Below are 12,978 nucleotides of genomic sequence, written 5' to 3'. Positions count from 1 at the left end.
GCACCGCAGCAGCAGCTCACAGCACGAAGCCGACAGGGACGAAGCAGGGGGAGGACCGATGGACCACAGGGACCCGGCAGCAGCAGGCGCACCGGCGCCTGACCCGGCCGGGGAGCGGCTGCGGCGCTGGCGGCTGGTGCTCGGCGCCGAGGGGGCCGAGGGGACGGGCTGCGCGCTGACCGGGCGGGACGCGGCGATGGACGCCGCGCTCGCCGCGCTCTACGGCGCGGGGGCCGGGACCGGCGGGACCCGCCGGCGCTCCGGCGAGCGCTCGGCGGGGCTCGGCGCCTCGGCCCCGTCCGTGGCCCGCTGGCTCGGTGACATCCGCACGTACTTCCCGGGCCCGGTCGTCCAGGTCATGCAGCGCGACGCCGTCGAGCGGCTGGGGCTGTCCGCGCTGCTGCTGGAGCCGGAGATGCTGGAGGCCGTCGAGCCCGACGTGCACCTGGTCGGCACCCTCCTCTCCCTGCACCAGGCGATGCCCGAGACGACCAGGGAGACGGCGCGCGCGGTGGTCCGCAAGGTGGTGGAGGAGCTGGAGAAGAAGTTCGCGACCCGCACCCGGGCCACCCTGACCGGCGCCCTGGACCGCTCGGCGCGGATCAGCCGCCCCCGCCACCGGGACATCGACTGGGACCGCACGATCCGGGCCAACCTGAAGAACTACCTCCCGGAGCACCGCACGGTCGTCCCCGAGCGGCTCGTCGGGTACGGCCGCGCCGCCCGGTCGGTCAAGAAGGACGTCATCCTCTGCATCGACCAGTCCGGCTCGATGGCCGCCTCCGTCGTCTACGCCTCCGTCTTCGGCGCCGTCCTCGCCTCGATGCGCTCCCTCTCCACCCGCCTCGTCGTCTTCGACACCGCGGTCGTGGACCTCACGGACGAGCTGGACGACCCCGTGGACGTGCTCTTCGGCACCCAGCTCGGCGGCGGTACGGACATCAACAGGGCCCTCGCCTACTGCCAGTCCAAGATCACCCGGCCCGCCGACACCGTGGTCGTCCTCATCAGCGACCTCTACGAGGGCGGGATACGCAACGGGATGCTCAAGCGGGTGGCGGCGATGAAGGGCGCCGGCGTGCAGTTCGTGACCCTGCTCGCCCTGTCCGACGAGGGCGCCCCCGCCTACGACCGCGAGCACGCCGCCGCGCTGGCGGCCCTGGGCGCCCCGGCCTTCGCCTGCACCCCCGGCCTCTTCCCGGAGGTCATGGCGGCGGCCATCGAGAAGCGCCCCCTGCCCACCGGCGAGAATTCGTGAGATCGCACGAAGGTGCAGCTCACCGGTGAGGCGATCTGTGAGGGGAATCACCGCGCCGGTGTGAGCTGCGATTTAGGGACCTACGTCCTGCGGGGATAACCTGCCGGACGGACATGCCGCGTCCACGGTCACCGTGTGCGCATCCCCTGTGACAGCGCCGTCACGTTGCCCTCGCGGCACGCCCACGCAGACAACCGCGAACACTGCGAATCTTTAAGACAAGGGACGGACGCGCGTGGACCTGTTCGAGTACCAGGCGAGGGACCTCTTCGCCAAGCACGGTGTACCGGTGCTGGCCGGTGAAGTCATCGACACGCCTGAGGCGGCTCGCGAGGCCACCGAGCGACTGGGCGGCAAGTCGGTCGTCAAGGCGCAGGTGAAGGTCGGCGGCCGCGGCAAGGCCGGCGGCGTCAAGCTGGCCGCGACCCCGGACGAGGCCGTTGCCCGCGCGACGGACATCCTGGGCATGGACATCAAGGGCCACACGGTCCACAAGGTGATGATCGCGGAGACCGCTCCCGAGATCGTCGAGGAGTACTACGTCTCCTACCTGCTCGACCGCACCAACCGCACCTTCCTGGCCATGGCCTCGGTCGCGGGCGGCATGGACATCGAGCAGGTCGCGGAGGAGACCCCGGAGAAGCTCGCGAAGGTCCCGGTCAACGCCAACGAGGGCGTCACGATCGAGAAGGCCCGCGAGATCGTCGCCCTGGCGAAGTTCCCGGCCGAGGTCGCCGAGCAGGTCGCCGAGGTCCTGGTCACCCTGTGGAAGACCTTCATCGCCGAGGACGCCCTCCTCGTCGAGGTCAACCCGCTCGCCAAGGTCGCGTCCGGCCAGGTCATCGCCCTCGACGGCAAGGTCTCCCTGGACGAGAACGCCGAGTTCCGCCAGCCGGGCCACGAGGAGTTCGTGGACCACGCCGCGGCCAACCCGCTCGAGGCGGCGGCCAAGGCCAAGGGCCTGAACTACGTCAAGCTCGACGGTGAGGTCGGCATCATCGGCAACGGCGCGGGCCTCGTCATGAGCACCCTCGACGTGGTCGCGTACGCCGGTGAGAACCACGGCGGCGTCAAGCCCGCCAACTTCCTCGACATCGGCGGCGGCGCCTCCGCCGAGGTCATGGCGAACGGCCTGGAGATCATCCTGGGCGACCCGGACGTCAAGTCCGTGTTCGTCAACGTCTTCGGCGGCATCACCGCCTGCGACGAGGTCGCCAACGGCATCGTGCAGGCCCTGGAGCTCCTCAAGACCAAGGGCGAGGAAGTCACCAAGCCGCTGGTCGTGCGCCTCGACGGCAACAACGCCGAGCTGGGTCGCAAGATCCTGTCGGACGCCAACCACCCGCTGGTCCAGCGCGTGGACACCATGGACGGCGCGGCCGACAAGGCCGCCGAGCTCGCGGCTGCGAAGTAAGGAAGAGGGAACACACAGCCATGGCTATCTTCCTCACCAAGGACAGCAAGGTCATCGTCCAGGGCATGACCGGCGCCACCGGCATGAAGCACACCAAGCTCATGATCGGTGACGGCACCAACATCGTCGGCGGCGTGAACCCGCGCAAGGCCGGCACCACCGTCGACTTCGACGGCACCGAGGTCCCCGTCTTCGGCTCCGTCGCCGAGGCCATGGAGAAGACCGGCGCCGACGTGTCCGTCCTCTTCGTGCCGCCGGCCTTCGCCAAGGCCGCCGTCGTCGAGGCCATCGACGCCGAGATCCCGCTGGCCGTCGTCATCACCGAGGGCATCGCGGTCCACGACTCCGCGGCCTTCTGGGCGTACGCCACCGCCAAGGGCAACAAGACCCGGATCATCGGCCCGAACTGCCCCGGCCTGATCACCCCCGGCCAGTCCAACGCCGGCATCATCCCGGGCGACATCACCAAGCCCGGCAAGATCGGCCTCGTGTCCAAGTCCGGCACGCTGACGTACCAGATGATGTACGAGCTCCGCGACATCGGCTTCACCTCGGCCGTCGGCATCGGTGGCGACCCGGTCATCGGCACCACGCACATCGACGCCCTGGAGGCCTTCGAGGCCGACCCGGAGACCGAGCTCATCGTCATGATCGGCGAGATCGGCGGCGACGCCGAGGAGCGGGCGGCGGACTTCATCGCGAAGAACGTCACCAAGCCGGTCGTCGGTTACGTCGCGGGCTTCACCGCCCCGGAGGGCAAGACCATGGGCCACGCCGGCGCCATCGTCTCCGGCTCCTCCGGCACCGCGCAGGCGAAGAAGGAGGCCCTCGAGGCCGCCGGTGTGAAGGTCGGCAAGACCCCCACCGAGACCGCCAAGCTGGCGCGCGCCATCCTCGGCCTGTAATCCGGGTCCGGACGGCACACGTTCGAAGGCCGCGGGCCCGCACCCCCGTCAAGGGGTGCGGGCCCGCGGCCTTTCCGCTGTGTCCCGGTACCGGGGCGCCCTCAGGACAGCTGGGGAACCAGCCGCTCCGGTCCGCTGCTGGTCTCGGAGCGCAGCTTGTCCCGCAGCTCCCGCCGCTCCTCCGTCAGCCGCTGCGGCCCCATGTTCGGTGGCACGCCGGTCACGGAGGCCCCGGGTGCGGGGGCCGGCTCGTACTTCGTCGGGGCGGTGAAGGCGGTGTACGCGGTCGCCACCGCGATGACCGCCGTCAGCCCGACCGCCGCCCGCGTCCACCGCTTCGCCCGGTGCTCGGACGCCGCGCGCACGGCCCGCGCCGGGCGCGCCTCCAGCCGCACCGCCGGGGCCAGCGCCCCGAGCCGCTCGCGCAGCACCGCCGACGGGGACCCGGCCGCCACCTCCCCCAGCTCCGGCAGCCGCCGGGCGAGTTCGGCCCGGGCGCACAGCAGCCGGTTGCCGGCGGCCGGGGTGCTGGCCTCGGTCTCGGCGGCCGTATCGGGCAGGTCCAGGCCCACCCCGTCGTACAGGAGCAGGGTGCGCCGCTGCCGGGGCGGCAGCGCGAGCATCGCGTTCAGCAGGGCCCTGTCCGCGGGGGCGGCGGGGGCCCGGTCGGGGTGCTTGTGGGCCCGCCGCAGCCGGTGCCAGGGGGAGAGCGCGTACTCGTAGGCCGCGGCGCGCACCCAGCCCACCGGGTCCCGGTCCACGGCCACCTCGGGCCAGCGCTCCCAGGCCTGCTGGAAGGCCCGCTCCACGGCCTCGACGGCGAGCGAGCGGCGCCCGGTGAGCAGGTACGCCTGCCGGACCAGGGAGGCCGCGGTGAACGCGTACAGCGCGTCGAAGGCCTCTTCGGGCCGGACGGAGGGCTGGTCGCTCCCCGCGGCCGGCGGGGTGGCGGCGGCGTCTCCGGTACGGGGGGCCGTACCGGTATCCGTACCCGCGGGCCCGTCGGTGTCGGTGGCCGTGTCCGTGTGCGTACCCGGGGCGGGCGACGGAGGGGCTGACGCGGCTGAGGGGGCGGACGGGGCCCACGCGGCCCACGCGGCAGAAGGGGTCGGGGCTGGGGCCGGAGCCTGCGGGCTCTGCTGGGGCTGGGGATGCTGCTGCCGTCCCGTCCCGGACGGGGGTTTCGCAGCGCGCTTGGCCGCGGGCCGCGGCCGGGTGCCGGCCCCCGCCGCCCCCGGCTTCGGGGCGGGGCCGGAGCGCCGTACCGGAGCCTCGTCCGCTGCCTCGGCCTCGGGCTCGAACGGGGGTCCGGAGACGATGGTCTCACTCGCCTCAGCCGCCTCATCCGCCCCATTTCCCCCCTCCCGCTCCTCCGCTGACAGTTCGTCGAGGACGCGCAGCCGCTCCAGCAGCTTCACGTAGGCCTCGCGCTTGCGTCCGCGGGGGTCGGTGCGCCCGGTCTCCCAGGACCGGACCGTCGTGGCCGTCACCCCGACCGCGGCCGCGACCTCCTCGTGGCTGAGGTCCCGGGACTCCCGCAGCCTGCGCCGCTCCTTGGGGGAGGGCAGGGACATGTCGGAGGCGGTGTGGACGCTCTGTGTCATGCCTGACCCCCCGTGGCGCAGCACTGGGCAAAAAAGTACATAAACGTATATTGGGCGACACAACGATCGTTCGCCTGTTACGCGGCCTTAGCGCGTGTCGTTGGGACCATGGCGGAGTGACCCACGTGACCGAACGCGTCCCCTCCGCTACGAGCGGTCAGCGGTCCGGGCGCCGCCGCTCGCCCGCGGCCGTCGCCTGTGTACTGGGCGGGGCCGTCGCCGCCGGGCTGGGGCTCGGCTCCCTGGCCGTCCTCGTCATGGTCCTCTGGATCAGCTCGCCCTATCCCGACAGCGGTCCGGACGGCGCCCTGCACGTGGCCGCCGGGCTGTGGCTGCTGGCCCACGGCACCGAGCTGATCAGGTACGACACGCTCTCCGGAGTGCCCGCTCCGGTCGGGATGACCCCCCTGCTGCTGGTGGCCCTGCCGGTCTGGCTGATGCGCAGGGCGGCCCGGCTCGCCGTGTACGAGGACGAGGCGGAGGACGGGGACGGGCTGCCGCCCGTCGTGGTCTTCTCCGCTGTGACCTGCGGATACCTGCTGGTCGGCGCCGCCGCCACCGTCTACGCGGCGGGCGGCCCGATGCCGGCCGACCCGCTGAGCGCGGCCTGGCACGTACCGCTGGTCGCCGTCGCGGCGGCCGCGGGCGGGGTCTGGGCCGTGCGGGGACGCCCGTACGGGCCCCTGCCCGCCTGGCTCCCCTGGGGCGTGCGGGACCACCTCGAGCGCCCCCGGTACGCGCTGGCGCTGCGCGCCGGGACGGCCGGGGTGCTCACCCTGCTGGGCGGCGGGGCGCTGCTGGTCGGACTGTCGCTCGTCTGGCACGCGGGGGCGGCGCAGCAGACCTTCCTCGAACTGACCGGGGTCTGGTCCGGGCGCTTCGCGGTCCTGCTGCTCGCGCTCGCGCTGATCCCCAACGCGGCCGTGTGGGGGGCCTCGTACGGGCTCGGGCCGGGGTTCACCCTGGGCGCCGGGGCCGCGGTGACCCCGCTCGGCTTCGCCGGGGAGCCGGCGCTGCCGCGCTTCCCGCTGCTGGCGGCGCTGCCGGCCGAGGGGCCGGGGACCCCGCTGACCTGGGCGGCGGCCGGGATCCCGGTGCTGGCGGGGGTGGTGGTCGGGCGGTTCGCCGTGGAGGCGGGCCGGGAGTCGCGGCGGTTCAGGGAGACCGCGGCCACGGCCGCCTGCGGGGCCCTCGTCTGCGGGCTGCTGGCCGCGGGGCTGGCGGCCGCCGCCGGGGGGCCGATGGGCTCGGGGGAGCTGGCGCGGTTCGGACCGGTGTGGTGGGCGGTGGGGGCGGCGGCGTTCGGGTGGACGCTGGTGGTGTCGGTGCCGGTCGCGCTGGTCGTCGCGGCCTGGCGGGAGCGGGGGGCGGCCGGGGGGCCGCTGGATCCGGCGGACGTTCCCGGTGTGGGGAACTGGCACGACAGCGGGGTGCGGGAGTTGCGGTGGGAGACGCTGCGGAGGTCTGCCGGAACGCTGTTCCCGGACCTGAGGGCGGGGTCGGCGGGGGCGGGGGCCCGGTCCGGGGCCTCCGGATCCGGGTGGGCCGGGGGTGGGGTGGAGGCGAGCGGGTTGACGCCGGTGGCGGGGCCGGTGGTGCCGACGGCGGGTGGGGCGGAGTCGGGGGTGTTGCTGCCCGTGCCCACGGCAGGGGCCGGGGGGCCGGTGGGCGGGGCCGTACCTTCCGCCCCTCCGGGGGCGGCCGCCGGGTCTGCCCCGGATCCGACCGTGTTGTCCCCTACCAGCCAGGTGCTGGCCTCGACCGGGCCCGCGGTGGCGGGGGTTGAGGCCGTGTCGGGCGGTGGCGCCGTGTCCGATGCCGGGTCATCCGGTGCGGGGGCTGGCCCGTACGCGGACCCGGACTCGTCCCTGAACCCGGACCTGGCCGCGGGTTCGGCGCCGGGGGCGGCCGGAGGGGTGGTGGCCGGAGCTACCGGGATGCGGCTGATCTCGCGTCGTCCGCGTCGAGACCCCGCCCCGCCGTCCTGACCGTCACCCACCACCCCGCTGCGCGGGGCCTGTTCCCCGACGCGCCCCTTCCCGAAGCGGGGGCTCCGCCCCCACACCCCCGCGCCTCAAACTCCCCCAGACTTCGTCCGGGGGGACCCCCTGGCGGGGCTGGATTTTGCCGGGGTGGGTGGGTCGAGTGCGGGTGGATGGGTGGGTGGGTGGATTCGGGGCGGAGCCCCGGGTGGGGTGGGCCCGCGCCCCGCGCCTCAAGCGTCGGCGGGGGAAATCAAGCCTGCGCGGCGTTTGAGCGCACCGGGCGCGGAGCGCGCGGGGACGGGGTTCGGGGCGGAGCCCCGGGGCGGGGTGGGGTCCGCCCCGGGCCTCAAGGGCTGGTGGGGGGAAATCAAGCCTGCGCGGCGTTTGAGCGCTCCGGGCGCGGAGCGCGCGGGGGCGGGGTTCGGGGCGGAGCCCCGGGGTGGGGAAGGGGTTAGTTCTTGACGCCCATCAGGTCGCGGAGGGGGGTGGGGAGGAGGTCGTTGCACTGGAGTTCCGCCTGCTGCGTCAGGGCGTCGTCGCGGCAGACGTAGAAGTCCTTGTAGACCAGCTGCACCGTGTACGTGCCCACCGTCAGGACCAGGGCCACCGCCGCGGTCAGCAGGCCGCCGATCGCTGCCGTGAGCTGCGGGCGGGACTCCTCCGGGGGGGTCTTCGCGCGGACCGAGCTGATGCCCCAGTACAGGGCCAGCGCACCGAGCAGCAGGCCCATGGCGGGGATGCCGAACAGGGCGAAGAAGAAGGCCCACATGCCGGCGAGCAGCGCGTAGCGGGCGCGGCGCTGGGCCGGGTCCCTCGGGTCCCAGCGGCCCGGGCCGCCGGGGCCGTTGCCGCTGTCAGGCGAGGGGCGCCCGCCGTTCCCGGACCCGGAGCCGTTCCCGGAGCCGTCGCCGCCGTTCTCCTCCGCAGCGCCGCCGCGCGGCTGCCACGGCTGGTCGGGCCGGTCCTCCGGCGGGGCCGCGAAGGGGTTGTCGTCTGTGGGGGACTGGCGTGGGTCCGGCATCGGGTGCGTTTCTTCCCCTGAGTCGTCGGCGGGTGGGTCGGGCGGGTGAGCGGGCGGGCCCGTCGGGGCCGTACGGACCGGCGGGCGGTCCGTACCCAGACGCTACCCCCCGGCCCTGCCCCCGTCCCCCGGGGCCCGTCCGGTGTGCCGGTATCGTTGCAGGCGGTCGGCTCCTTCGTAGAGTCCCCCGTATGGCGGGGGTCTATGTTTTTGTACGACCACACAAGTTGCATCCCGTTGCACGCTCCACGCTGCACCTGCGAGAAAGGGCCTCCCATGGCCGCCTCCCGCCTGGTCGTGCTGGTCTCCGGTTCCGGCACCAACCTCCAGGCCCTGCTCGACGCCATCGCCGCCCACCCGGAAGGCGCCGACGGCTTCGGCGCCGAGGTGGTGGCCGTCGGGGCGGACCGCCCCGGGATCGCCGGTCTGGAGCGGGCCGAGAAGGCCGGCATCCCCACCTTCGTGTGCGCGGTCAAGGACTTCGCCACCCGCGGTGAGTGGGACGCGGCCCTGGCCGAGCGGACCGCCGGGTACGCCCCCGACCTGGTGGTCTCCGCCGGGTTCATGAAGATCGTGGGCAAGGAGTTCCTGTCCCGCTTCGGCGGCCGCTTCGTCAACACGCACCCCGCCCTGCTGCCGGCCTTCCCCGGCGCGCACGGGGTCCGCGACGCCCTCGCGTACGGCGCGAAGGTCACCGGCTGCACCGTCCACTTCGTGGACGACGGCGTGGACACCGGTCCGATCATCGCCCAGGGTGTGGTCGAGGTGACGGAAGAGGACACGCCTGAGGGCGAAGCCGCTCTCCATGAGCGCATCAAGGAAGTCGAGCGCAGGCTGCTCGTCGATGTCGTGGGGCGTCTGGCCCGGCACGGCTACCGCATTGAGGGACGAAAGGTAACGATCCAGTGACCGCCGAAGGTACCAAGCGCGGCATCCGCCGTGCGCTCGTCAGCGTCTACGACAAGACGGGGCTGGAGGAGCTCGCGCGCGGGCTGCACGAGGCGGGCGTCACGCTGGTCTCCACCGGTTCCACCGCCTCGAAGATCGCCGCCGCCGGCGTGCCGGTCACCAGGGTCGAGGAGCTCACCGGCTTCCCCGAGTGCCTCGACGGCCGGGTCAAGACCCTCCACCCGCGCGTGCACGCCGGCATCCTCGCCGACCTCCGCCTGGAGGACCACCAGCGGCAGCTGGCCGAGCTGGGCGTGGAGCCCTTCGACCTGGTCGTCGTGAACCTGTACCCCTTCCGGGAGACGGTCGCCTCCGGCGCCACCCCCGACGAGTGCGTCGAGCAGATCGACATCGGCGGCCCCTCGATGGTGCGCGCCGCCGCCAAGAACCACCCCTCGGTGGCCGTGGTCACCAGCCCGGAGCGGTACGCCGACGTGCTGGCCGCGGTCGGGAGCGGCGGGTTCGACCTGACCGCCCGCAAGCGCCTGGCGGCCGAGGCCTTCCAGCACACGGCGGCCTACGACGTGGCCGTGGCCTCCTGGTTCACGAGCGCGTACGCCCCCGAGGAGGGCGCGGCCCTGCCCGAGTTCCTGGCCGGCGCCTGGGACCGCAAGGCCACCCTCCGCTACGGCGAGAACCCCCACCAGGCCGCCGCGGTCTACACCGACGGCCGTCCGGGCGGGCTCGCCAACGCCGAGCAGCTGCACGGCAAGGAGATGTCCTTCAACAACTACCTGGACACCGAGGCCGCCCGCCGCGCCGCGTACGACCACGCCGAGCCCTGCGTCGCGATCATCAAGCACGCCAACCCGTGCGGTATCGCGGTCGGCGCGGACGTGGCCGAGGCCCACCGCAAGGCGCACGCCTGCGACCCGCTGTCCGCCTTCGGCGGGGTCATCGCCGTCAACCGCCCGGTGACCGTCGAGCTCGCCGAGCAGATCGCCGAGATCTTCACGGAGGTCGTCGCCGCCCCCGGGTACGAGGACGGCGCCCTCGAGGTCCTCGCCAGGAAGAAGAACGTCCGCGTCCTGAAGGTCGACGGAGACCCCTACCAGCCGGGCGAGCTGAAGGTCATCAGCGGCGGTGCGCTGCTCCAGCAGACCGACACCCTCCAGGCCGAGGGCGACGACCCGGCGCACTGGACCCTCGCGACCGGCGAGGCCCTCTCCGCCGAGGAGCTCGCCGAGCTCGCCTTCGCGTGGAAGGCCTGCCGCGCCGTCAAGTCCAACGCCATCCTGCTCGCCAAGGACGGCGCCTCGGTCGGCGTCGGCATGGGCCAGGTCAACCGCGTGGACTCCGCGAAGCTCGCGGTGGAGCGCGCGGGCGAGGAGCGGGCGCGCGGCTCGTACGCCGCCTCCGACGCCTTCTTCCCCTTCCCGGACGGGCTGGAGATCCTGACCTCGGCCGGCATCAAGGCCGTCGTGCAGCCGGGCGGTTCGATGCGCGACGACCAGGTCGTCGAGGCCGCGAAGGCCGCGGGAGTGACGATGTACCTCACCGGGACCCGCCACTTCTTCCACTGAGCCCGCACCGGTGGGACCCGCCGGCACCGCACGAGGCGAAGGCCCTGCCCCCCGAGGGGAGCAGGGCCTTCGGCCGTTGCGGCGTCCTGCCGTCAGAACTTCTTGACGACGACGCTGCCGACGATCTTGTCGGTGAAGGTCTGCTTCTTCGCGTCCCACGCCGGCCACAGGTAGCCGAGGTAGCAGGGGAGGCCGTTGATGAAGTCCAGGATGAAGCGGACGAAGGCCATGCCGAAGCCGATCGGGCGGCCCGTGGACTCCTTCAGCACCTGGATGCTGACGGCCTTGCGGCCGGGGGTCTGGCCGGTGGTGCCGAGCATGTAGGCCAGGAAGATCTGGCCGCCGAAGAGGAGCAGGATGCCGACCCAGTACAGGGCGCCGATCTCGCCGGTCTCCGGGTCGATGCCGCCCGTGAACATCAGGATGAGGGGCACCACGGCGATCAGCAGGCCGTCGATGATGCGCGCGACGAAGCGGGAGCCCCAGCCGGCGTACTGCTGCTGGACGGCGGCCTGGTTGGGGTAGCCGGGGGCGGCCGGGTAGGCCTGCTGGCCCGGGGCGGGGTAGCCGTAGCCGCCCTGCTGCGGGACGCCCTGGGGGGCCTGCTGCGGGTAGCCGTAACCGGGCTGGCCCTGCTGGGGCTGCTGGGGCTGGCCGTACGGGTTGTTCGGGTCGCCGAAGCTCATCTTGGGGTGTTCCTCCGAAATGGAAGTGCGGGGACGCGCGGCCCGTGTGGAGGAACTAAACGAACTGAGCGGTCCGCCCCCCGGCACTGCCCGCGGTACTACTAAGTTCGGCCATCGTGGTCCGGCGGCGCCGTTCTTGTCCAGCCGGGTGCAGGACCCGTTGTGCAAGTGCAACCTCCGCGACCGCTGTGCGCCACCAACTGGAACCGGGGTGCCCTCATCCGGGAGGATGGGGGTCATGACCGCCCAGATTCTCGATGGCAAGGCAACGGCCGCGGCCGTCAAGTCCGCACTGACCGCCCGCGTGGCGGCGCTCAGGGAACGGGGCGTCACCCCCGGCCTGGGAACCCTCCTGGTCGGCGACGACCCGGGCAGCCGCTGGTACGTCAACGGCAAGCACCGGGACTGTGCCGAAGTGGGCATCGCATCCATCCAGCGCGAACTGCCCGCCACGGCCACGCAGGAGGACATCGAAGCGGTCGTACGTGAACTCAACGGGAACCCCGAGTGCACGGGGTACATCGTCCAACTGCCGCTCCCCAAGGGCATCGACACCAACCGCGTGCTGGAGCTGATGGATCCGGCGAAGGACGCGGACGGGCTGCACCCGACGTCCCTGGGCCGCCTGGTCCTCAACGAGCCCGGACCGCTGCCCTGCACCCCGTACGGGATCGTCGAACTGCTGCGCCACCACGGCGTGGAGATCAAGGGTGCGCACGTGGTCGTCGTCGGACGGGGCATCACCGTCGGACGCTCCATCGGACTCCTCCTCACCCGCAAGTCCGAGAACGCCACCGTGACCCTCTGCCACACCGGCACCCGCGACCTCCCAGCCCACCTGCGGACGGCCGACATCATCGTGGCGGCGGCGGGCGTCCCGCACCTGGTCCGGCCGGAGGACGTGAAGCCGGGCGCGGCCGTGCTCGACGTGGGCGTCAGCCGCAACGACGAGGGCAAGATCGTCGGGGACGTGCACCCCGGGGTCGCCGAGGTGGCCGGCTGGCTCTCCCCGAACCCGGGCGGAGTCGGCCCGATGACCCGGGCCCAGCTGCTCGTGAACGTGGTCGAGGCGGCCGAGCGGGATGCGGCGCAGGCGGCCGCCGCACCGGAGGCGCAGGGCGGACCCCGTGTTGGCTGAGCGCGGTACGGGCGGTCCGGGCGGCTCAGCGGCCGGGCCGGGCCCCGGCCCGGAGCCCGAGCCCAGGCGCTCCCGGCGCTTCCCCTCCATCACCCGCGACACCGCCCGCCCCGAGGGCGGCGGCCGCGCCGCGCCCGGGGACGCCCCGGCCCCGGCCCGCCAGTGGCCGATGCTCGCGGTGCTGTCCGCCACGGCGGCCGGGCTGCTCGTCACGGCCTTCGACCAGTTCCGGATCGGCTGCGTGATCATCGGAGCGGCCCTGATCGCGGCGGCCGTGCTGCGCCGGGTGGTGCCCTCGGTGGGCATGCTCGCGGTGCGGTCCCGGTTCACGGACATGGTCACGTACGGGCTGCTGGGCGTGACCATCACGCTGCTGGCCCTGGCCGCGGAGCCGAAGCCCTTGCTGAACCTGCCCTTCCTGGAGGAAGCGGTCCGCATCACCGTCCGCTGACGCGACCGGCCGTCCCCGGCGCCTTCCCGGCCGCCTTCCCGGCCG

General features: G+C 73.5%; 11 protein-coding genes. 8 read left to right on the top strand and 3 right to left on the bottom strand.

Annotated features, from left to right (window positions below):
* Positions 1-58: 58 nt before the first annotated feature.
* The 3 genes from ACZ7JZ_RS01350 to sucD all read left to right on the top strand — a co-directional run bounded on the left by ACZ7JZ_RS01350 (position 59) and on the right by sucD (position 3,577).
* A complete protein-coding gene (locus ACZ7JZ_RS01350; protein WP_470931947.1) occupies positions 59-1,258 on the top strand; it encodes a VWA domain-containing protein in 1,200 nt (399 codons plus the stop codon).
* 235 nt (positions 1,259-1,493) lie between these two features.
* Entirely contained in the window at positions 1,494-2,672 is a 1,179-nt protein-coding gene (gene sucC / locus ACZ7JZ_RS01345; RefSeq protein WP_470931945.1) for an ADP-forming succinate--CoA ligase subunit beta, read from the top strand.
* Positions 2,673-2,692: 20 nt separating this feature from the next.
* Positions 2,693-3,577 (top strand): succinate--CoA ligase subunit alpha, encoded by an 885-nt coding sequence (gene sucD / locus ACZ7JZ_RS01340; RefSeq protein ID WP_470931943.1) that lies wholly within the window; start codon positions 2,693-2,695, stop codon positions 3,575-3,577.
* Between the two features lie 101 nt (positions 3,578-3,678).
* Here sucD and ACZ7JZ_RS01335 read toward each other — a convergent pair whose 3' ends face one another.
* Positions 3,679-5,181 carry a helix-turn-helix domain-containing protein gene (locus ACZ7JZ_RS01335; protein ID WP_470931941.1) on the bottom strand — a complete coding sequence of 501 codons (1,503 nt, stop codon included), beginning with the start codon at positions 5,179-5,181 and terminating at the stop codon, positions 3,679-3,681.
* Positions 5,182-5,297: 116 nt separating this feature from the next.
* Here ACZ7JZ_RS01335 and ACZ7JZ_RS01330 point away from each other — a divergent pair, with 116 nt between their 5' ends.
* Positions 5,298-7,169, top strand: a complete 1,872-nt coding sequence (locus ACZ7JZ_RS01330; protein WP_470931939.1) for a cell division protein PerM — start codon at positions 5,298-5,300, stop codon at positions 7,167-7,169.
* Positions 7,170-7,617: 448 nt separating this feature from the next.
* On the opposite strand, the gene ACZ7JZ_RS01325 is transcribed toward ACZ7JZ_RS01330, so the two are convergent.
* Positions 7,618-8,187, bottom strand: coding sequence for a hypothetical protein (locus ACZ7JZ_RS01325; protein ID WP_470931937.1), 570 nt, complete (start codon positions 8,185-8,187; stop codon positions 7,618-7,620).
* Positions 8,188-8,463: 276 nt separating this feature from the next.
* Between ACZ7JZ_RS01325 and purN the strand changes: the two genes are divergently transcribed.
* Both purN and purH read left to right on the top strand, forming a co-directional pair.
* The gene (gene purN / locus ACZ7JZ_RS01320) at positions 8,464-9,096 is read left to right on the top strand and encodes a phosphoribosylglycinamide formyltransferase (protein ID WP_470931935.1); all 633 of its coding nucleotides are present in this window, start codon (positions 8,464-8,466) and stop codon (positions 9,094-9,096) included.
* On the top strand, positions 9,093-10,658 hold the full coding sequence (gene purH, locus ACZ7JZ_RS01315) for a bifunctional phosphoribosylaminoimidazolecarboxamide formyltransferase/IMP cyclohydrolase (protein WP_470931933.1): 1,566 nt from the start codon (positions 9,093-9,095) through the stop codon (positions 10,656-10,658). Before purN ends, purH begins: the two co-directional genes overlap by 4 nt.
* 92 nt (positions 10,659-10,750) lie before the next feature.
* On the opposite strand, the gene ACZ7JZ_RS01310 is transcribed toward purH, so the two are convergent.
* Positions 10,751-11,344 carry an RDD family protein gene (locus ACZ7JZ_RS01310; protein ID WP_470931931.1) on the bottom strand — a complete coding sequence of 198 codons (594 nt, stop codon included), beginning with the start codon at positions 11,342-11,344 and terminating at the stop codon, positions 10,751-10,753.
* Between the two features lie 238 nt (positions 11,345-11,582).
* Here ACZ7JZ_RS01310 and ACZ7JZ_RS01305 point away from each other — a divergent pair, with 238 nt between their 5' ends.
* Together ACZ7JZ_RS01305 and ACZ7JZ_RS01300 are read left to right on the top strand one after the other, a co-directional pair.
* Entirely contained in the window at positions 11,583-12,482 is a 900-nt protein-coding gene (locus ACZ7JZ_RS01305; protein ID WP_470931929.1) for a bifunctional methylenetetrahydrofolate dehydrogenase/methenyltetrahydrofolate cyclohydrolase, read from the top strand.
* Positions 12,472-12,933, top strand: coding sequence for a DUF3017 domain-containing protein (locus tag ACZ7JZ_RS01300; protein ID WP_470931927.1), 462 nt, complete (start codon positions 12,472-12,474; stop codon positions 12,931-12,933). The genes ACZ7JZ_RS01305 and ACZ7JZ_RS01300 overlap by 11 nt, the downstream gene beginning before the upstream one ends.
* The last annotated feature ends 45 nt before the right edge of the window (positions 12,934-12,978 follow it).

The sequence above is a fragment of the Streptomyces sp. NPDC038213 genome, assembly GCF_055600495.1.
This window is presented reverse-complemented; position numbering and strand designations above follow the sequence as displayed.

Coding starts and splice junctions, on each gene's coding strand:
- ACZ7JZ_RS01350 (WP_470931947.1), top strand. CDS start 59: ATGGACCACAGGGACCCGGCAGCAGCAGGCGCACCGGCGCCTGACCCG.
- sucD (WP_470931943.1), top strand. CDS start 2,693: ATGGCTATCTTCCTCACCAAGGACAGCAAGGTCATCGTCCAGGGCATG.
- ACZ7JZ_RS01335 (WP_470931941.1), bottom strand. CDS start 5,181: ATGACACAGAGCGTCCACACCGCCTCCGACATGTCCCTGCCCTCCCCC.
- ACZ7JZ_RS01325 (WP_470931937.1), bottom strand. CDS start 8,187: ATGCCGGACCCACGCCAGTCCCCCACAGACGACAACCCCTTCGCGGCC.
- purN (WP_470931935.1), top strand. CDS start 8,464: ATGGCCGCCTCCCGCCTGGTCGTGCTGGTCTCCGGTTCCGGCACCAAC.
- ACZ7JZ_RS01310 (WP_470931931.1), bottom strand. CDS start 11,344: ATGAGCTTCGGCGACCCGAACAACCCGTACGGCCAGCCCCAGCAGCCC.
- ACZ7JZ_RS01305 (WP_470931929.1), top strand. CDS start 11,583: ATGACCGCCCAGATTCTCGATGGCAAGGCAACGGCCGCGGCCGTCAAG.